Genomic DNA, 18503 nt, shown 5'->3' on the forward strand with positions numbered 1-18503 from the left:
CAGTCTCTGCTGGAGATTTAGCCCCCCGCGCTCCGCACGCCCAACCATCCCCATCTGCTGACAGCGCCACTGCTGGGCTGGTGCGGCCACGACGATCGTGGCTGCACCTGCCCAGCTGTGTGGCGGTCCGATGCGGTGTGCCTCCGACCGGGCAGACTTCTGGCATGCCCGCCGCTCCCGTCGCCCTTCCGCTGCGCCCGCCTGCCCACCAGGTGAGCCCGCGGGCCGTGCGGTGGTGGCAGCTGCGCGCCCTTCTCACGGTGGTCGTGCTCGCCGCCCCGCAGGCGGCCGTGCTGCTGTTCCTCGGCGGGGACGCGCCGGGCTGGCTCATGGCCACGACGATCGCGACGCTGGTGGCCGGGCTCGGGTACGGGATCGCCGTACCACCGCTGCTCTACCGCATCCACCGGTGGGAGGTCACCCCCGAGGCGGTCTACACCCTGTCGGGGTGGCTGGTGCGGGAGTGGCGGATCGCGCCGATCTCGCGGGTGCAGACCGTCGACACCGAGCACGGGCCGTTGCAGCAGCTGATGAAGCTCGCGAGCGTCACGGTCACCACGGCGTCGGCGCGCGGCCCGGTCAAGATCCGCGGACTCGACGAGGACGCGGCCGCGGAGCTCGCACGCCTGCTCACCGAGACCACGCAGGCGACCCCGGGGGACGCGACGTGACACCCGACGAGCCGCCGTGGCGGCGGCTGGACAGGCGGATGCTCGCGGTGACGCCGCTGTCCGGGGCGGTCCGGCTGCTGCCGGTGGCGGCGCTGCTCCTGCTGACCGGGCAGGGCGACGCGGCCGGGCGGCTGTGGGTGCCGCTCGGCATCGCGGTCGCACTCGTGCTCGGCGGCGTGGTGCGCTGGCGCACCACGCGGTACCGGATCACTGCCGACCGGGTGGAGCTGCACACCGGGTGGCTGCGCCGCCAGCGCCGGTCGGTGCCGCGGGACCGGATCCGCACCGTCGACCTCACCGCGAAACTGGTGCACCGCGTGTTCGGGCTCAGCGTCGTGCAGGTCGGCGCGGCATCCGGCTCATCACCGGAGAGCTCGGGACTCGCCCTCGACGCCGTCAGCAAGGCCGAGGCCGATCGGCTGCGCCGCGAGCTGCTGGACCGATCCGCCGCGGTCACGCCGGAGCATCCGGTCCCCCCACCGGCTGAGGACCTGGCCCGGCTGCGGTGGTCGTGGCTGCGCTTCGCCCCGCTGACGTTCTCCTCGATCGCCGGCATCGGCGCGGTCCTCGCCGCCGTCTACAACGTGTTCGACGACCTCGGGGTGGACCCACGAGACGTCCCTGCCGTCGACGACGCCGCCCACCGCCTCACCGCGGCGCCGATCTGGCTGGGCGTGGCCGTCGTCGCCTGCCTGCTGCTCGTGGTCGCGGTCATCGGCGCACTCCTGCTCTTCGCCGAGCGCTGGTACGACTACCGCCTCACCCGGGAGGCGAACACCGAGGGCGGAGCGCTCCGGGTCAAGCGCGGGCTGCTGACCCGCCGATCGCTGTCGGTGTCCGAGCAGCGCCTCCGCGGCGCTGAGGTCGTCGAGCCGCTGCTGCTGAGGGCCGGCAGGGGCGCGCAGACGAGGGCCCTGTCCGCCGGACTGTCCCGCGACGCCCAGGGCGGCGTCCTCCAGCCGCCCGCGCCGCGTGCCGAGGCGCATCGCGTCGCTTCGGTCGCCCTGCGCGAGCAGCCCGAACTAGCCACGCTCGCCCCGCTCCTGCGCCACCCCCGCGCGGCGCTGCGGCGCAGGCTGACCCGCGCCCTGCTCCCAGCCACCGCCGTGGTCGTGATCGCGCTCGCGGTCGGGCTGGCCGTGCCGATCCCGTGGCTCGGGCCGGCCGGCCTCGTCCTGCTCCCGATCGCGCTGCTGCTCGCCCTTGATCGCTACCGCAACCTCGGGCACCGGCTCACGCCCCGGTACCTCGTCACCCGCCAGGGCTCGGTCCAACGGCGCACGGTCGCGCTGCAGCGGACGGGTGTGATCGGCTGGACCTTCCGGCAGAGCGTGTTCCAGCGGCGAGCCGGACTCGTCGAGGTGGAGGCGGTCACCGCGGCCGGCGCGGGCGGCTACACCGTGCTCGACGTGTCCGCGCCCGACGGCGTCGCGCTGGCCGACGCGACGGTCCCGCACCTGCTCACCCCGTTCGTGATCGAGCAGGCGCCACTCGACCGGACCCGTGGCTGAGATCAGGGCTTTCTCGCCACTCCGCAGTACATCGCGACGTCGGTGTCCTTCTTGACCAACCCGGTCGCCATGTCGTCGGGTCGCCACTTGTGCACCTGCACCACGCCCGGCTCGAGCAGCTCCACACCGTCGAAGAACTTCTCCACCTGGACGCGGTCGCGCAGCTTCATCACCTCACCGCGGGCCTCGTACGCCTGCACCACCCCGGCGAGCGGCTCCGGATCGAAGTCGCCGGTGGCCGTCGACACGGCGACGTAACTACCGGACGGCAGCGGATCCACGAGATGGCGCATCACCGCGAGCGCCTCGTCGTCGTCATCGATGAAATGCAGCACCGCGATCACCAGCAACGCGACGGGCCGGCCCAGATCGATGGTGTCGCGCAGCTGTTGCGCCCCCAAGATCGCTGCAGGGTCGCGCATGTCGGCGTGGATGTAGGCCGTGCGGCCCTCCCCGGTGCTGGTCATCAGCGCCCGCGCGTGGGCGAGGACGACCGGGTCGTTGTCGGTGTAGACGATCCGCGCGTCGGGCGTGACCGTCTGCACCACCTCGTGCAGGTTCGGCGAGGTCGGGATGCCCGTTCCGATGTCCAGGAACTGCCGGACACCGCACTCCCCTGCCAGGAACCGGCCGACGCGCTGCATGAACGCCCGGTTCGACCGCATCGACGTGCGCAACCCCGGCCACGCCTTCATCGCGGCCTCGGCGGCCTCTCGATCGAGCGCGTAGTTGTCCTTGCCCCCGAGGACGTAGTCATAGATCCGGGCGCCGTGAGCCCGGCTCAAATCCAGCTCATCGCCGGGCGTCACCATCGCGTTGGCTCCGTTCTGTCCGGTTTCAGATCGATCTTAGGACCCGAACCGCGCCAGGCACGCGCCCGAACGGAGTCACCGGCTGGTCCTCGACTCCTGCTCGGCCGTGGCCTGGATGAGCTGGAGCAGCGCTTCGTCGAGGCCGGGCGCGAACTCCTCGGGCCGCTCCGGCGCCGTCTCGAGCGGCACGCCCTCGGGCCTGCCCATCTCCGTGCTGAGGGTCGTCCCGTCCTTGAACGCCGACTCACCCTGGAGGATCTTGCCCGCCTCGTTGAGGTTGTCGGCGCTGAACAGGAACTGCCGCTCGCCGAGGCCCTGGTCGAGCAACGTCTTGACCTCCGGGTAACGCTCGGCCTTGGTCTTCGGGATCGGGAGCACCTTGCCCCAGTTCACCCCGAGGCTTTCCAGAGCCTTGGCGTAGACGTTCTCGTGCGCCTGGTCACGCACGATGAGGTAGGAGACCGTCGAGCGGGCCGTCTTGTTGGCGGTCATCTCGTAGATCCGGCATTTCTGCAGCCGCCCGGTCGACTCGAGCATCAGGTTGTAGAGCAGATCGAGAACCAGGTTTCCGCTGTTGTAGACGTACGACCCCGACCACGGGTTGCCGACGGCATCCACCGGCATGGCGCCCTGCGCGCCGACGAGGAAGTGGTGGATGTTGCCGTTCGACAGCGCCATCGACAGCGGCGTCGCACCGCCCGCGGCGGGCTCGTCGAGCGGGGCGGTGGCCGAACCGCGGTAGCGCGGGGATCCGTCGACGAGCCGCGCGATCGTCGTCGCGATCAACTCCACGTGGCTGATCTCCTCGGTGCCGACGCCGTAGAGGAGGTCGCGGTAGGGCTTGGCCTTGCCGTTGCCGCGGAAGTTGAAGCTCTGGAAGAGGTACTGCATCATCGTGCGCATCTCACCGAACTGACCACCCAGGCCTTCCTGCAGCGCATTGGCCGCGGCCGGGTCGGGTTCGTCCGGAACGATCTCGTTGATCAGCCGCTGGACGTGCATGAACATCGAGTTGCCTCGCCTTCGTCCGGTTGCGTGCTTTCGTCCTCCGTGCATGAGGCAGTACACAGAATTGATCGATTCGCATTTCCACAATTTGTGGATCACCGAGCGATTCACCGCTCGACAGCGCGATACCCACGCGTGATGCGGGTTACACCCTCGCGCGGTGTGTCGAGGGGTGACGGACCGACGTGACGCGGTCAGCGGCGCCGGCGAGTACCGAAGAGGCCTCTGGTGATCTCGCGGCCCAGCGCGCTCGCGGCCGACCGCAGGAACGACTTCACCACCGGTGAGCCGAGCACCTCGGCCACCATCCCTGGCTCCTCCCGGCGCCGCTCCGGCTCCGGGGCCGCAGGCGGCGGTGCGTCCGCGGGCGCCGGGGCAGGCTCCGCGATCTTCGCGGTCAGCTTCTCGTAGGCCGACTCGCGGTCGACCGTCTCGCCGTACTTCCCGTGGAGCGGGGACGCCTTCGCCGCCTGCGCGACGGCGTCCGCGCCGATCGCGGCCATCAGCGAGCGCGGCGCGCGCATCCGGGACCACGCCACCGGGGTGGGCGCGCCCCGCTCGGAGAGCACGGTGACGATCGCCTCGCCGATGCCGAGCGACGTCAGTGCCTTCTCCATGTCGTAGACCGCGGTCTTCGGGTACGTCCGCACGGTCTTGGAGAGGGCGGTCTGGTCCTCCGGCGTGAACGCGCGCAGCGCGTGCTGGACCCGCGCGCCGAGCTGGGAGAGCACCGCGTTCGGGATGTCGGTGGGCAGCTGCGTGCAGAAGAACACCCCGACGCCCTTGGACCGGATCAGCTTCACGGTCTGCTCGATGCGTTCGAGGAACGCCTTCGAGGCGCCGTCGAAGAGCAGGTGGGCCTCGTCGAGGAAGAACACGAGCTTCGGCTTGTCGAGGTCGCCCGCCTCTGGCAGCTCCTCGAACAGCTCGGCGAGCAGCCACATCAGGAACGTCGACCACAGCCGCGGGTTGGCCTGCTGGTCCGACAGCTCCAGCAGCGTGACGACGCCCTTCCCGTCGACCTGACGCATCAGGTCGGCCGGATCGAACTCCGGCTCGCCGAAGAAGTCGTCGCCGCCCTGTGCCTCCAGGTTCACCAGCGCCCGCAGGATCACCCCCGCCGTGGCGGGCGAGACCCCGCCGATGCCCTTGAGATCGGCCTTGCCCTCGTCCGACGTGAGGTGCTGGACGACGGCACGCAGGTCCTTGGTGTCCAGCAGCGGCAGCGCCTGCTGGTCTGCCCAGTGGAAGATCAGTCCGAGGGTGGACTCCTGCGTGTCGTTGAGGTCGAGCACCTTGCTCAGCAGGATCGGGCCGAACTGCGTGAGCGTGGCCCGGATCGGCACCGCCGCACTGCCGCCGCCGAGCGACATGAACTCCACCGGGTACGCCGTGGGCGCCCAGTCGTCCCCGGTCTCCTGCGCCCGGGACTCGATCTTCGGGCCGCCCTCGCCCGGGCGCGCCATCCCGGACAGGTCGCCCTTGATGTCCGAGAGCAGTACGGGCACACCCGCCGCGGAAAGCTGCTCGGCGATCCCTTGCAGGGTCTTCGTCTTGCCGGTGCCGGTGGCCCCCGCGACGAGGCCGTGGCGGTTGAGCGTCGCGAACGGGATGCGCACCCTTGCGGTGGAATCGACCGCACCGTCGACGACGACGCACCCCAGCTCGAGGGCCGCGCCTTCCGTCGCGTATCCAGCGGCGATGTCCTGCGCGGCAGTGCGGGCGGCCGTGTTCTCCACGGCAGCGCAGCCTACTGCCAAGAGCGACTCGGAGCCGATCTTCGCACGGCGACACGCCCCGGAGCAGGCCCTCCACCCCGCTCCCGGGCATAGTGTGACGCCGTGACCGACCGTCTGGTGTGGATCGACTGCGAGATGACCGGGCTCGACCTCGGACGCGACGCGCTCATCGAGATCGCCGTGCTCGTCACCGACGGTGACCTCAGGGTGCTCGGCGAGGGCATCGACCTCGTCATCCACGCCGACGAGACCGCCCTCGCGGGCATGCCCGAGATCGTGCGCGAGATGCACGAGCGATCAGGGCTCACCGACGCGGTCCGCGCCTCCACCGTGACGATCGCCGAGGCCGAGCAGCTCGCGCTCGACTACGTGCGCCAGCACGTCCCCGACGCCCGCAGCGCCCCGCTCGCCGGGAACTCGATCGCCACCGACCGCGCGTTCCTCGCCCGCGACATGCCGGCGCTCGACGGCTACCTGCACTACCGCATGGTCGACGTCAGCTCCGTCAAGGAGCTCGCCCGGCGCTGGTATCCCCGCGTGTTCTACGCCAAGCCGGAGAAGGGCCTCGCCCACCGCGCCCTCGCCGACATCATGGAGTCGATCCGCGAACTCGAGTACTACCGCCGCACGCTGTTCGCGCCCCCTCCAGGACCGACCAGCGAGGCCGCCCAGGCCGTCGCCGCGAGCCTCCCGGCAACCCGCTTCGAAGTCCCCCATCCGCCACGCTAAACTCGACCTCGCGCCCGGCCGAGGCCGGGCCGCATGGTGGGTGTAGCTCAGCTGGTAGAGCACCTGGTTGTGGTCCAGGTGGTCGCGGGTTCAAGTCCCGTCACTCACCCCATGCCGCGGCACCCCGCCGCACGGCCCCCGGAAGCACGTGTTAGCGTTTCCGGGCGCCGAGCGGGAGGGCGCAACGGCAGGCGCCGCTAGCTCAATTGGCAGAGCAGCTGGCTCTTAACCAGCGGGTTCGGGGTTCGAGTCCCTGGCGGCGCACGGGCGAGTGGGCGAGGTGTGTTCGCGGAAAGCGCGAACGCGCCTCGCCCGTCGTCTTCTCTGGGGGCGCAGCCCCCGGACCCCCCGTCTCGCATCACCAGGTCCCCACCTCACCGCGAGGTCCCGTCGATCTCAGGTCTCGAACCAGCGATGATCGACCAGACACGAGACGCACCCGCGGAAAGCGCGAACGGGCCTCGCCCTTTCGTGTTCTCTGGGGGCGCAGCCCCCAGACCCCTGGTCGCCACCATCCGGTCGCTCAATGAGCAGAGCGCGCTACGCGATCAAGAAATAGGCGGAAGTCCGTGGGGACAACGCGGCGATCAAGGCGAGATGGTCGCTAGATGATCTGGCGGCCTCAACCGGCGGTTGCAACCAGGTGATCAGGGGAAGTGTGGATCATGGCTGGTGCGCGGTTGAGCCCGGAGGAACGGGTCCGGATCGAGACGTTGTGGCGGGCGGGGTGGTCGTTCCCGCAGATCGGGCAGGCACTCGGACGGCACCGCAGCACGGTGTGGCGGGAAATGCAGCGCAACAACTCGGCTCGACACGGGGTGAAGAACCCGTCCAGGTCCCGGGACGGGCGCCGCGACCGCGGCCGGGGCGGGCTGTACCGGTGGGGGTATCAGGCCGACTTCGCCCAGGAACGGTCCCGGCTGCGGGCGCTGCGGCCCAAAACGGCGCGGCTGGGCCGGGGACAGCCGCTGCGGGAGGTGGTGCTGGAGCGGCTGCGCAAGCGGTGGTCACCCGAGCAGATCGCGGGCGACTTGCGTGTCAGCTACCCGGCTGATCCGCTGATGCGGGTGTCGCACGAGACGATCTACCAGGCGATCTACGTGCAGGGCCGGGGTGGGCTGCGCGCCGAGCTGGACCGTCAGGTGGCGCTGCGCTCCGGGCGCACCCGCCGCCGCCGCGCCGCCGCCGCGGGTGGGGCGACCCGGTCGCGGCGCCCGTGGACCGAGGGCTTGCATATCTCGAACCGGCCGGCCGAGGCCACCGACCGGGCGGTGCCCGGGCACTGGGAGGGGGATCTGGTCATCGGGGTCCGCTCGGCCTCGGCGATGATCACCCTGGTCGAGCGGTCCACCCGGTATGTGCTGCTCGGCGCGCTGCCCGACGGGCGCGCCTCCGAAGCGGTCATCGATGTGCTGTCCGTGTTGGCCCAGCGGCTGCCCGAGCACCTGCGCCGGTCGCTGACCTGGGACTGCGGCAGCGAGATGCGCCACCACGCCCGTTTCACCGTGGCCACCGACTGCCCGGTGTTCTTCTGCGACCCACACAGTCCCTGGCAGCGCGGCTCGAACGAGAACACCAACCGGCTGCTGCGCCAGTACTTCCCCAAGACCACCGCCGACTTCCGCGCCTACACCCAGGCCGACCTCGACGCCGTCGCCCACGAACTCAACGGCCGACCCCGCCAGACCCTGGCATGGAAGAATCCCGCCCAGGCACTCGACGAGCTGCTCGTTGCAACAACCGGCTGAGACCGCCTCTCCGATCGCGACCACCAGCCCTTGATCACCGCGCTGACTGCCCGGAGATGTCATCCCTTCACGTAGGACAGCTTCTCCGCGACCCGCCCGGCCCGCACGGTGAACAGGTCGACGCCGCGGACGTGCCCGCCACCCCACTCGTAGCGCCAGCGCTGCACGACCCGGTCCCCCGCGGGGAACAGCTCCTCGACGGTGAAGCGGGCGTTCGGCGACCCGGTGAACAGGCTCGTCCACGCCGCCCGCACCGCATCCGCGCCGACGTGCCGCGTGCCGTCCGGGGACGTGGTGTCCTCGAAGACGCAGTCCGGCGTCATCGCCACCATGATCGCGTCGACGTCCTTCGCGCCGAACGCGGTGTTGAACCGCTGCACGGCGGCGAGGGCCGGGCTCCGCCCGAACATCGCGAGCAGCTCGTCCTGCGGACCAGCGCCGTCGGGCACAACGGCCCGCTGTCCGATGACTCCCGCTCGCCGGTAGAGCGGCTCGACCGGCCCGAACCATTCGCGGATGGCCGCGACGGCGTCCGCGTCGAGCGCGGAGTCGTCGCCGAGCGCCTGCCCGAGATCCCACGCGTGCACCAGGTGGTCGGCCGCGAGCTGCATGACGTACTCATGGCCGGGGACGTCGCCGAACGACAGGTGCACCGTCCTGGTCATGGCGTCGTCGGACTCGACGGCCGAGACCGCACGGGGCGCGGCCTCGTCCACCGCCCCGATCGGATCCGCGCCGAGCAGGTCACCGGCGAACCGGCCGCCGACCTCCGCGATCGTGGCGCCGCCGAGGAGGGGCGGGGTCCAGCGCTCCTCCTCGACGAGATGCCCGACCAGCGCGCGGACATCCCAGCCCGCGCACGGGGTCGGCGCGGTCCACCGGTCACCGACGCGGTGGACGCGCGCGGTGAACTCCGCGGAGGCGCGGCGGTACAGCTCGCGGGCATCGAGGGTGGTCATGGTGACTTCTCGGAGCCGGGAGCGAGGACGTTATGCCTGAGAATGTGTTCGAGAAGCGCGGAGCGGGCCGCCCAGGGAAGCCGTGACCTGCTGGATCACCGGCAGCTGCGGCCCACATGCGGGCTTCTCGAACACATTCTTCAGCACGCTGTCTTGTAGAAGTACTGCGAGTTCGCGTCCATGTCGGCGGTGGTGATCGCGACCAGGTCGGTCTGGATCTCCCGCTGCACCGGCCTGCCCTCGATCGCGGCCACGACCTGCTGCACGCCCTGGCGCCCGATCGTGGCCGGGCCCTGGGCGATCAGCGCGGAGACCTCACCCGCGCGCAGGTCCTCGACCTGGTTCGGGCTCGCGTCGAACCCGACGAGGCGCACCTGCTCGGTCTTGCCCGCGTTGCGCAGCCCGGTGGCCGCGCCCTCGCCCGAGTTGAGGTTGGTGGCGAAGACGGCGGCGAGGTCGGGGTCGCTGGACAGCTTCGCCGACACCTTCTGCGCCGCCACGGCGGGCTGGTTGTCGGTGTACTCCTGGCCGAGGTAGGTGATGCCGGGGTGCTTCGCGATCTCGTCGGCGAAGCCCTTGGCCCTTGCGTCCGTGGTGGACGTGCCGGCCTTCGTGTTCAGGACCAGCACCTTGCCCCTGTCCCCGATCAGCTGCGCCACGGTCTGCGCGGCGAGCTGCCCGCCCTGCTCGTTGTTCGACGACACGGTCGACAGCGCCACCGACTCGTCCTGCAGCCGGGTGTCGACCTCGACGACCTTGATGCCCGCATCCTTGAGCTGGGTCATCGGGTTGGCGAGCGCGACGTCGTCGGTGGGCGCGATCAGCACGCCCGCGGGGCGGGTGGCGAGCACGCCCGTGACGATCGGGGTCTGCAGCGCCGCCTCGAACTGGTCGGGGGCCTGCGTGGTGAGCTGGTAGCCCAGCTTGGCTGCCTCCTCCTGGGCGCCGCACTCCATCGAGATGTAGAACGGCTCGGCCTTGACGCCCGGCATGAGCACCAGGTTCTTGTTCGTAGGGGGCGCGGACCCGCCCCCCGGGCTCTGGCCGATCGTCCCGCTGCCACCGCAGCCGGCCGCCAGCAGCGCCAACGCCGCCACGACCGCCGCCGTACCCACCCGCGTGCGCCTCATCGCGCTCCTCCTCACCTATGGTCCCGGGACCGCCGCCGGACCTGGTCGAACCACACGGCGGCCACCAGCACCGCGCTGATCGCCACCGGCTGCCAGAACTGCTGCACCCCGACGATCACGAAACCCTTCGAGAGCACCGCCGGGATGAAGACACCGATCACCGTGCCGAACACCGTGCCGACGCCACCGAACAGGCTCGTGCCGCCCAGCACGACCGCGGCGATCGCGTTCAGGTTGTCGGTCGAGTGCCCGCTGATCGTGGTGGTGCCGAAGTACGCGAGCGACATGAAGCCGGCAAGGCCGGACAGCAGCCCGACTCCGGTGTAGACGCGCACGAGGTGGCCCCGCACCGGGATCCCGGCCCGCCGCGCCGCCTCCGTGTTCGACCCCACGGCGAACGTTCGCCGCCCGAACCGGGTCGTGTGCAGCAGCCAGGCACCCGCCAGCGTCACGACGGCCGCGAGCGCCACCATGTGCGGCACCTGCGCGGTCTGGCCGAACCCGAGCCCGTCGCGCAGCACGCGCGGCACGGTGCGCACGTCGACGCCGTCGGTGATCAGCTGGGCAGCGCCGAGCGCGGCGCCGAACGACCCGAGCGTGACGATCAGCGGGGGGATCCGCGCCCTGGCCACCAGCAGCCCGTTGACCAGCCCCCACACTCCCCCGCCCGCGAGCGCGCCGAGCAGCCCGAGCAGCACGACGCCCACGCCCGCGTCGGACGCGTCCCCACCGGACAGCGCCTCCATCAGCGTGGCCGCGACGACCCCGGAGAACACCAGCACCGATCCGACGGACAGGTCGATGCCGGCCGTGATGATCACGAACGTCATCCCGACGGCGAGCACCAGCAGCACCGACGCCTCGATCAGCAGCGTCTGGAGCGTGAACAGGGTGGGGAACGCGTCCGGGCGCAGCACGCTGAACAGCACGCACAGCGCCACCAGCACCAGCGCGATCCAGAACGTGGACACCCCCGCCAGCCGCTGCATGGCGGTGCGCTGGGCCGGGACGCCGACCTCGGTGTCGGTCACCGCTCCTCCTCGTGGACGAGCGCGCCGGTCATCGCGCCGACCAGCTGCTCGAGCGAGGCGTCGGCGGCGGTGAAGCGGGCCACGCGGGCGCCGAGGCGCAGCACCTCGATCCGGTCGGCCACCGCCAGCACCTCGGGCATGTTGTGACTGATCAGCACGACCGCGACACCGGTGTCGCGCACCTTCCGCACGACGTCGAGCACCCGTTCCCGCTGCACGACGCCGAGCGCGGCCGTCGGCTCGTCGAGGAACACCACGCGGCTGGCCCACACCACCGAGCGGGCGACCGCGACGCTCTGCCGCTGGCCGCCGGACAGGGACCCGATCGGGACATCGATGTCCTGCAGGGTCACGCCGAGGCGCGCGAACTGCTCGGCGGCCTGCTGTCGCATCGCGGCCTTGTCCAGCATGCCGAGCGCGCCCAGCAGGCCGGGGCGACGCAGCTCGCGGCCGAGGAACAGGTTGGCTGCGGGGTCGAGGTCGGGCGCGACGGCGAGGTCCTGGTAGGCGGTCTCGATGCCGTGGTCGCGTGCGGCGGTCGGCGAGTCCAGCACCACCTGCTCGCCGTCGATGAGGATCTCACCCGCGTCCGGTCGCTCGACGCCGGACAGGCACTTGACCAGGGTGGACTTGCCGGCGCCGTTGTCGCCGATCAGCGCGACGACCTCGCCGGCATCGGCGTCGAACGACGCGCCGCGCAGCGCTTGCACGGAGCCGTAGCTCTTGCGCAGCTCGCGTGCCTGCAGCAGCGGGGGTGATCCCGTCACACGCGCTCCGATCCTCGACGATCCGGCGCCTTAGCTTGGACCCACCGGGGGCGTTCTGTCGATCACTCGTCGCTACTCGGGTGGGGACAGGCCGACTCGACGCCTGACTCGTCTCTACGGCTGAGTCGTCTCTACTGCTGAGTCGCGGCCGTGTGCAGAAGGCGGAACTCGTGGCGTCGTAGGAGTCTGAGCACGAGCGCGGCTGGATAGCCGTATGCACGGACGCCGGTATCGGGGTCACATGGCTCGATGCGGTCGATCCGATGCTCTGCTCCACCGGAGATGATCACGCATTCACCGGCGGCCACGATGTTGCGGTACCAGTTGACGTCGGTTCCGTAGGTGAGCTCGGCGACGAACCCGTCGGGCACGCGGGCGAGGATCAGCGGTGTCTCGTAGGTCTTGCCGCTCTTGCGCCCGACGTGCCGGACGAGCGCGAATGGACCGCGCCCGGAACGCGCGAGGCGCGTCGTGAGGCGGTTCAGGGTGTTGTTCAGCAGCCAGAGGAATTGCCGCTTCACCCGGCGAGTCATCGCGCTCCCTGTGCGCCGTGCCCACTCGGGGTCCACGGCCGCAGCCGAGGCCACCATGCGGGCACCGCGCGGCGGTAGGCCTCGTACTCGGCGCCGAACTGCCGGGCCAGCGTGGGTTCCTCGTACCAGCGGACGAACGCCGCCGGGACCGCCCACGCGATGGCGGCGTAGATCAGCAGGCCTGCGCTCGCGAACAGCAGAGCCTGACCGAGGATGACCAGCACGAGCCCGAAGTACATCGGGTTGCGGAGGTAGCGGTTGAACCCGGAGACGACCAGCCGCTGGGTCGGCGCGATCGGCATCGGGGTGCCACCGGCCTTGACGAACTCGACGAACGCCGACACCGGCGGCACCAGGCCGGCACAGATCAGCCCGACGCCGAGGACCTGGGCCACGATCCAGTACGGCCAGGGTTGGTGCAGCTCCCAGCGCGTGATCAGCCACGGGATCAGCCCGACCACGGTTCCCGGCGCCACGACGAAGAACGCCGCGCTGCCCAGCGCCGCTCTCGATCTGCGCATCACGTTCGGTCGCCTTTCGTCTCGGTGGATGACCTCGCCCGACCTTCGGGGTTCGGCGTTGCCGGCTCGGACGTCCCCACGGCGTGGACGAAGGCTGCCGCGAACATCGCGCACGCCTCGTCGGAGCCGGGCTCCTCCGGCCCGACGTGCCGGGCGATGAGGGGGCCGGAGAGGAGGTGCAGCAGGAGCGGGCCGAGCAGCTGATGGAGGAGCAGCGCGATCGGCAGGCGCTGGACGCGCCCGGCCGCGATCTCGGCCGACAACCAGCCGCCGACGCTGTGGAGTGCCCGGGGGAAGAACCGATCGACGAGTTGCCCCGCTGCCCCGTCCGGGCGGGCGAACGCATCGGCCAACATCATCGGCGCCACCCTCGGCTCTCGGCGCAGACCGGCGGCGAACGCCCGATAGATGCCGTACACGGTCTGTTCGAGGCCGTGGTCCGGCTGTTCGAGGATCGCTTCGATGTCGAACAGCGGGGTGTAGCTCTCATAGACGGCGCTCAGCAGCCCGTCGCGCCCGACGAACGTGGCGTACAGGCTGTGCACCGAACAACCGGCCGCGGCCGCCACCGCCTCCAGGGTCATCGCCGCCACGCCCTGCTCGCTGATCAGCCGCGCGGCCGCGTCGACCGCGCGGCGGCGCACCGGCACCCGACCACCCGGATCGACCCCGGCCGCGCGTACCGCCTCTTCCAGCGCCCGCCGCGAGCCGCCCAACCGGCGCACCAGCGTGCTGCGCGAAACACCGACCGCGGCCGCGAGCACGGGCAGCGGCACGTCGGCCACGCCCTCCCCGCGCTGGGCGGCAACGCGAATCGCGGCCCGCACCACGTCGGCGGGGACCTGTTTTTCAACGGATCGTGACATCCTTTGTAATGTAGCAGGTACTCACGACTCGCATCCCTCGCGGACCGCCGACCGGTTGGCGCAGCGGATCCGGGAGGATCGTCGCGACGAGAGGAGCTCGCGATGACTGCGGCCGAGAGCGCGCCTCGCGCCGGCGCGTCTGCGTGGCCCCGGCTCGCGTACGCGCTCGCGCCTGCCGGCGTCTACCTCGGCGTCCGGGCCGTCGGAGTCGCGGTGCTCGCGCTCATGGCGGGCGGGTCACGCCTGGTGCCCGAGCTCACGAGCTGGGACGCGTCGTGGCTGCTCGCGATCGCCGAGCACGGCTACGACGGTGTCCCCACCGACATGCTCGACGCGTTCGGCAACCACACTCCGGACACGCCGCTGGGTTTCTTCCCCGGCTATCCGGCGCTCGTCGCCGCGGTCGCCGTGCTGACCGCAGGCAACCTCGTCGTCGCAGGCCTGCTCGTGGCCGCCGTGGCAGGCGTGGCCGCCGCGTACGGGACGACTCGGATCGGGGAGCTCGTGCCCGGCGGGTCCCGGCGCACCGGCCTGCTGCTCACGGCCCTGTTCGCCGCCACACCGATGAGCGTCGTGCTCTCGATGGCCTACACCGAGGCGCTCTTCTGCGCGCTCGTGGCCTGGGCGCTGGTCGGGGTGCTGCGCGAGCAGTGGCTGCTCGCCGGGCTCTGCGCCGCGGCAGCCGGGCTCGTGCGGCCGACGGGATCCGCGGTGGTGGCCGCCGTCGGCCTTGCGGCGCTCGCGGCCGTGTTCGGCCGTCGCGGCGGCTGGCGGCCGTGGGCGGGCGGCCTGCTGGCGGCGACCGGCCTCCTCGGTTACCTCGGCTGGGTCGCGGCGCGCACGGGTGCGCTCGACGGCTGGTTCCGCATCCAGCGCGGCGGCTGGGGCTGGTACCTCGACGGCGGCGCCGCCACCGCCCGCTACATCGGGGCCGTGCTCGCGGAGGGCGAGCGCGTGTTCGACGCGGTCACGGTGCTCGCGCTCGTCGGCAGCATCGTCCTGCTCGGCCTCGCGGTGACCCGGCAGATGCCGTGGCCGCTCGTCGTCTACGCCGCGCTCGTGGTGCTGCCCGTGTGGGGCACCCACGGGCTGATGAACGCCAAGCTGCGGCTGCTCATCCCCGCGTTCGTGCTGCTGCTCCCGGTGGCGTCCGGACTGGCCGTGCGCCGGCCGGGCACCGCGGTGGCGGTAGTGGTCGCCGCAACGCTCGCGTCGGCGTGGTTCGGCGGCTACGCCCTCACCATCTGGCGCTACGGGATCTGACTCATTCGCGCTCCTCGGTGCGCGCGGGCTTGTGCGCCTTGAGCGAGCCGGCGTGCGCCGTGAGCGTCGGGTCCTTGCGGGTCTTGATCAGGCTTGCCACCGTGACGATCACCAGCACGCCGATGATCACACCGAGGCTGACCGGCGTGGTGATCTCGGGGACGGCGGTCGAGATGTCCTCGTGCGCCCAGTGCAGGATCAGCTTGATCCCGATGAAACCCAGGATGATCGCCAGGCCGGTGGACAGGTACACGAGCCGGTCGAGCAGGCCCTTCACCAGGAAGTACAGGGCCCGCAGGCCCAGCAGCGCGAACGCGTTGGCCACGAACACGATGTAGGCCTCTGACGTGACGCCGAACACCGCGGGGATCGAGTCGAGCGCGAACAGCAGGTCGATGCTGCCGATGGCGAGCAGCACGATGACGAGCGGCGTGACCATCCGGCGGCCGTCGACGCGCGTGAGCAGCTTGCCGCCGACGTAGTCGTCGGTGATGGGCAGCACCCGGCGGGCCGTGCGCACGACCGCGTTGTCCTCGACGTCGGGGTCCTCGTCGCGGTGGCGGAACAGCTGCACCGCCGTGTAGATCAGCAGCAGGCCGAACAGCAGGAACATGAACGAGAACAACGACAGCAGCGTGGCGCCGAGCGCGATGAAGATTGCGCGCATGATCAGCGCCAGGATGATGCCGAACGTCAGCACCTTGTGCTGGTGCTCCTCGGGCACCGCGAACGTCGTCATGATGATCACGAAGACGAACAGGTTGTCGACCGAGAGGCTCTTCTCGACGATGTATCCGGCGAAGTACTGGGTGCCGAAGTCGCCGCCGTAGGCCATCGCGAACCAGACGCCGAACGCGATCGCGATCAGGACGTAGAAGACCGACCACGCGGTGGCCTCGCGGAAGCCGACGCGATGCGGCCGCGCCGCGGCCAGCACCAGGTCGAGCGCGAGGAGCGCGACGACCACCCCGATCGTCACCGCCCAGGTGAGCCCGCTGATCTCGAGCACCCGACCCTCCACCCTCACTCGATCTTCATTACCAAGTCTTTACCACCGGTCCCAACGAGCCTAACGGAGCCGAGGTTCCCCGCATGTCGAGCCGGGTGGCCGAGCACACGGCCGGGTAAGGGACCCTCGCCGGGGTAGCCTTCTGCGGTGGACGAGGCCGTGACGGGCGGCTGGCCCCGCTGCTCGTTCGCCGCGGACGCGGCGGCGGATCCGCCGGAGGGCACCGCACCTCAGGCGGAGCGCTGGTTGCTGGTCGAACATCCCGGACCCTGGCCCCGTCAAGCCCTCACCGCACTGCCGGCCGACGTGACCGACGCCCTTTCCGACTGGGAAGGGCGGGTCGTGCTCGTGCGGCGTCCCGGCCGCGCCCGCCGCACCGGGCCCCGACACTGGTTCCGGGTGGATGCCCGGCCGGGCCACGAGTCCGTCTGCACCGGCACCTACGGCCTCGAACCGGAGCTGGTCGCCGCCGTCGACAGGCCCGGAAAGCCGTACGACGGGCCGATCGTCCTCGTCTGCGCTCATGGGCGGCACGACACCTGTTGCGCGGTCCGCGGCCGTCCGGTCGCCGCCGCGCTGGCCGCCGCGGATCCCGAGCCGGTGTGGGAATGCAGTCACGTCGGTGGGTGCCGCTTCGCACCCGCCGTGGTGTTCCTCCCCCACGGGTACACGCTCGGCGGGCTCGACCCGGACGACGCGCCCGCCGCCCTCGCCGCCTACCGCGCAGGGCACCTCGCGCCGGGCGCCGTGCGCGGACGGACGGCGCTACCGCCCGCTGTGCAGGCCGCGCAGCACCACGCGCGGCTGGCCACCGGCGCCACCGGTGTGGACGACCTGCGGCTCGTGCACGTCACCTCCGACGATCTCCCGGACGGCTGCACGGACTGGCACGTCGAGCTCGCCGAGCCGGACTGCTCGGTGCTGCTGAGGGAGCGCTACGTCGCCGCCGGACGCCCGCTGACGTGCGCCGCGACCGCCCCCGGGCGCATGCGCGTCTTCGACCTGCAGAAGCTGCGCACGACCAGCAGGGCGTGAGGGTCAGCCGGACCGGACGTCGTCGAGCGCGGCCCCGTCGAGCAGGCCGAGGGTGGCCGCGTGCGTGGCGATCTGGAGGCTGTCGTCGACCGCCAGCATCGGCACCCCGGCCGCGGTGACCTCGGCGGCCAGCGCGTCCACAGCGGCGAGCCGGCCCGGGAGGGCGTGGCGGGTGCGGCGGATGTAGACGGCGCGGATGCGGTCCGGGAACTCGCGGGCGAGCCCCGCGTAGATCTCCGGGTCGAGCTGACCGCTGTCGCCCACGAGCACGAGCCCCAGCCGCGGGTGCTCCTCGAGCATCCGACGGACGAGCCCGCCCTTGTGTTCCTGCGCGCCGATCCGGAACAGGCCGCTGCGCGACGGCCCCCAGTCGGTGAGCAGCAGCGGGCCGAGCGGGAACCGCCGCAGCACGACGAACTCCAGCAGCATCTCGTGCAGGTTCCACGGGCTCGTCGAGACGTAGAAGACCGGCCGGACCGGACCGTCGGCCGGCTGCGCGAGCGCGCGGTAGAGCGCCGCTGCGGCGGGCAAGGGGGTGCGGTCGTGCACCGGGGTGAGCAGCGCGGCGCGGATGAACTCGATCCCCCGGCTCAGGCCGGTCTCCAGAATGGTGTCGTCGATGTCGCTGACCAGGCCGACCCTCGCCTCCGGGTCGACGACCAGCACCTGCGCCGACACCGCGGCCCCATCACGCAGCCGCAGCTCGAACGCGTGCCACCCGGGGCTCAGGGGTTCGGCGACGTCGAGCACGGCGTCGAGGTAGCCGTCCCGGTCGGCGCGGATCTGGGCCGCCACGCCGGGCCCGTGGACCGCGACGACCGCGCCAGGTACCTCGACGGTGAGGAACCGCGCGATGGTCGCCCGCAGCACCGCCCGCCGCGACCGCGGGGTCGGGGCCGGTGCCTCCGGCACCCCGACCGCGGGTGCGGCGGCCTCCGGCCTGCCGAGCACGACGCGGCCGCCCACCCGCACGCGCCGAACGGTGCCGTGCCCGATGAACGGCACGATCATCGGCAGGTGCCTGCCCCGGACGCGCAACACGAGCAGCACGGCCGCCTGCACGACGCTCTCGGCGGCCATCGCGACCCTGACGACCAGCTTGCGGAGCTGCACGGAGCAGACCTACCGCACGGCGCCAACCGAGGCTACCGCGGGGCCCACGTACCATGCG

General features: G+C 71.6%; 18 protein-coding genes and 2 tRNA genes. 8 read left to right on the forward strand and 12 right to left on the reverse strand.

Features of this window, described 5'->3' with window-relative positions; all coding sequences use genetic code 11:
* Positions 1–164: 164 nt before the first annotated feature.
* Together K1T35_RS38935 and K1T35_RS38940 are read left to right on the forward strand one after the other, a co-directional pair.
* Positions 165–671, forward strand: coding sequence for a PH domain-containing protein (locus K1T35_RS38935; RefSeq protein WP_220256700.1), 507 nt, complete (start codon positions 165–167; stop codon positions 669–671).
* The gene (locus K1T35_RS38940; RefSeq protein ID WP_220256701.1) at positions 668–2182 is read left to right on the forward strand and encodes a PH domain-containing protein; all 1515 of its coding nucleotides are present in this window, start codon (positions 668–670) and stop codon (positions 2180–2182) included. Before K1T35_RS38935 ends, K1T35_RS38940 begins: the two co-directional genes overlap by 4 nt.
* Positions 2183–2184: 2 nt before the next feature.
* On the opposite strand, the gene K1T35_RS38945 is transcribed toward K1T35_RS38940, so the two are convergent.
* The 3 genes from K1T35_RS38945 to K1T35_RS38955 form a co-directional block, all read right to left on the reverse strand.
* A complete protein-coding gene (locus K1T35_RS38945; protein ID WP_220256702.1) occupies positions 2185–2994 on the reverse strand; it encodes an SAM-dependent methyltransferase in 810 nt (269 codons plus the stop codon).
* Positions 2995–3069: 75 nt separating this feature from the next.
* Positions 3070–4002 (reverse strand): manganese catalase family protein, encoded by a 933-nt coding sequence (locus tag K1T35_RS38950; RefSeq protein ID WP_220256703.1) that lies wholly within the window; start codon positions 4000–4002, stop codon positions 3070–3072.
* A gap of 194 nt (positions 4003–4196) precedes the next feature.
* On the reverse strand, positions 4197–5741 hold the full coding sequence (locus K1T35_RS38955) for a helicase HerA-like domain-containing protein (RefSeq protein WP_220256704.1): 1545 nt from the start codon (positions 5739–5741) through the stop codon (positions 4197–4199).
* 102 nt (positions 5742–5843) lie between these two features.
* Here K1T35_RS38955 and orn point away from each other — a divergent pair, with 102 nt between their 5' ends.
* From orn to K1T35_RS38975, 4 genes are all read left to right on the forward strand, one after another.
* A complete protein-coding gene (gene orn / locus K1T35_RS38960; protein WP_220256705.1) occupies positions 5844–6470 on the forward strand; it encodes an oligoribonuclease in 627 nt (208 codons plus the stop codon).
* 36 nt (positions 6471–6506) lie between these two features.
* A tRNA-His gene (locus K1T35_RS38965) sits at positions 6507–6582 on the forward strand.
* Positions 6583–6661: 79 nt separating this feature from the next.
* Positions 6662–6734, forward strand: a tRNA-Lys gene (locus tag K1T35_RS38970).
* A 401-nt stretch (positions 6735–7135) separates the two neighbouring features.
* Entirely contained in the window at positions 7136–8218 is a 1083-nt protein-coding gene (locus tag K1T35_RS38975; RefSeq protein ID WP_220256706.1) for an IS30 family transposase, read from the forward strand.
* 59 nt (positions 8219–8277) lie between these two features.
* Here the strand turns inward: K1T35_RS38975 and K1T35_RS49470 are convergent, their stop codons facing one another.
* The 7 genes from K1T35_RS49470 to K1T35_RS39015 all read right to left on the reverse strand — a co-directional run bounded on the left by K1T35_RS49470 (position 8278) and on the right by K1T35_RS39015 (position 14025).
* A complete protein-coding gene (locus tag K1T35_RS49470) occupies positions 8278–9177 on the reverse strand; it encodes a TIGR03086 family metal-binding protein (RefSeq protein WP_255621202.1) in 900 nt (299 codons plus the stop codon).
* A gap of 140 nt (positions 9178–9317) precedes the next feature.
* The gene (locus K1T35_RS38990) at positions 9318–10307 is read right to left on the reverse strand and encodes an ABC transporter substrate-binding protein (RefSeq protein WP_220256707.1); all 990 of its coding nucleotides are present in this window, start codon (positions 10305–10307) and stop codon (positions 9318–9320) included.
* Positions 10308–10318: 11 nt separating this feature from the next.
* Positions 10319–11296, reverse strand: coding sequence for an ABC transporter permease (locus K1T35_RS38995; protein WP_220263128.1), 978 nt, complete (start codon positions 11294–11296; stop codon positions 10319–10321).
* A gap of 38 nt (positions 11297–11334) precedes the next feature.
* Positions 11335–12105, reverse strand: coding sequence for an ATP-binding cassette domain-containing protein (locus tag K1T35_RS39000; RefSeq protein WP_220256708.1), 771 nt, complete (start codon positions 12103–12105; stop codon positions 11335–11337).
* 131 nt (positions 12106–12236) lie between these two features.
* Positions 12237–12638 carry a nitroreductase family deazaflavin-dependent oxidoreductase gene (locus K1T35_RS39005; RefSeq protein ID WP_220256709.1) on the reverse strand — a complete coding sequence of 134 codons (402 nt, stop codon included), beginning with the start codon at positions 12636–12638 and terminating at the stop codon, positions 12237–12239.
* Complete coding sequence (locus K1T35_RS39010; RefSeq protein WP_220256710.1) at positions 12635–13159, reverse strand: isoprenylcysteine carboxylmethyltransferase family protein; 525 nt, start codon at positions 13157–13159, stop codon at positions 12635–12637. The genes K1T35_RS39005 and K1T35_RS39010 overlap by 4 nt, the downstream gene beginning before the upstream one ends.
* The gene (locus tag K1T35_RS39015) at positions 13159–14025 is read right to left on the reverse strand and encodes a TetR/AcrR family transcriptional regulator (protein WP_220256711.1); all 867 of its coding nucleotides are present in this window, start codon (positions 14023–14025) and stop codon (positions 13159–13161) included. Before K1T35_RS39015 ends, K1T35_RS39010 begins: the two co-directional genes overlap by 1 nt.
* A gap of 102 nt (positions 14026–14127) precedes the next feature.
* Here K1T35_RS39015 and K1T35_RS39020 point away from each other — a divergent pair, with 102 nt between their 5' ends.
* On the forward strand, positions 14128–15288 hold the full coding sequence (locus K1T35_RS39020) for a hypothetical protein (protein WP_255621205.1): 1161 nt from the start codon (positions 14128–14130) through the stop codon (positions 15286–15288).
* Position 15289: 1 nt separating this feature from the next.
* Here K1T35_RS39020 and K1T35_RS39025 read toward each other — a convergent pair whose 3' ends face one another.
* Positions 15290–16297 carry a TerC/Alx family metal homeostasis membrane protein gene (locus K1T35_RS39025; RefSeq protein WP_220263130.1) on the reverse strand — a complete coding sequence of 336 codons (1008 nt, stop codon included), beginning with the start codon at positions 16295–16297 and terminating at the stop codon, positions 15290–15292.
* A 147-nt stretch (positions 16298–16444) separates the two neighbouring features.
* On the opposite strand from K1T35_RS39025, the gene K1T35_RS39030 reads away from it, so the two are divergent.
* Positions 16445–17332, forward strand: coding sequence for a sucrase ferredoxin (locus K1T35_RS39030; RefSeq protein ID WP_255621207.1), 888 nt, complete (start codon positions 16445–16447; stop codon positions 17330–17332).
* 3 nt (positions 17333–17335) lie between these two features.
* Here K1T35_RS39030 and K1T35_RS39035 read toward each other — a convergent pair whose 3' ends face one another.
* The gene (locus tag K1T35_RS39035) at positions 17336–18445 is read right to left on the reverse strand and encodes an App1 family protein (RefSeq protein WP_220256712.1); all 1110 of its coding nucleotides are present in this window, start codon (positions 18443–18445) and stop codon (positions 17336–17338) included.
* Positions 18446–18503: the final 58 nt, after the last annotated feature.

Source organism: Pseudonocardia sp. DSM 110487, assembly GCF_019468565.1.
Classification (GTDB): Bacteria; Actinomycetota; Actinomycetes; order Mycobacteriales; family Pseudonocardiaceae; genus Pseudonocardia.

Bases quoted from the DNA above. Each gene is read 5' to 3' on its own strand.
- K1T35_RS38990 (WP_220256707.1), bottom strand. From the start codon at position 10,307: ATGAGGCGCACGCGGGTGGGTACGGCGGCGGTCGTGGCGGCGTTGGCG.
- K1T35_RS38950 (WP_220256703.1), bottom strand. From the start codon at position 4,002: ATGTTCATGCACGTCCAGCGGCTGATCAACGAGATCGTTCCGGACGAA.
- K1T35_RS39010 (WP_220256710.1), bottom strand. From the start codon at position 13,159: ATGCGCAGATCGAGAGCGGCGCTGGGCAGCGCGGCGTTCTTCGTCGTG.
- K1T35_RS49470 (WP_255621202.1), bottom strand. From the start codon at position 9,177: ATGACCACCCTCGATGCCCGCGAGCTGTACCGCCGCGCCTCCGCGGAG.
- K1T35_RS38975 (WP_220256706.1), top strand. From the start codon at position 7,136: ATGGCTGGTGCGCGGTTGAGCCCGGAGGAACGGGTCCGGATCGAGACG.
- K1T35_RS39015 (WP_220256711.1), bottom strand. From the start codon at position 14,025: ATGTCACGATCCGTTGAAAAACAGGTCCCCGCCGACGTGGTGCGGGCC.
- K1T35_RS39020 (WP_255621205.1), top strand. From the start codon at position 14,128: ATGACTGCGGCCGAGAGCGCGCCTCGCGCCGGCGCGTCTGCGTGGCCC.
- K1T35_RS38995 (WP_220263128.1), bottom strand. From the start codon at position 11,296: ATGCAGCGGCTGGCGGGGGTGTCCACGTTCTGGATCGCGCTGGTGCTG.
- K1T35_RS38935 (WP_220256700.1), top strand. From the start codon at position 165: ATGCCCGCCGCTCCCGTCGCCCTTCCGCTGCGCCCGCCTGCCCACCAG.
- K1T35_RS38945 (WP_220256702.1), bottom strand. From the start codon at position 2,994: ATGGTGACGCCCGGCGATGAGCTGGATTTGAGCCGGGCTCACGGCGCC.
- K1T35_RS39005 (WP_220256709.1), bottom strand. From the start codon at position 12,638: ATGACTCGCCGGGTGAAGCGGCAATTCCTCTGGCTGCTGAACAACACC.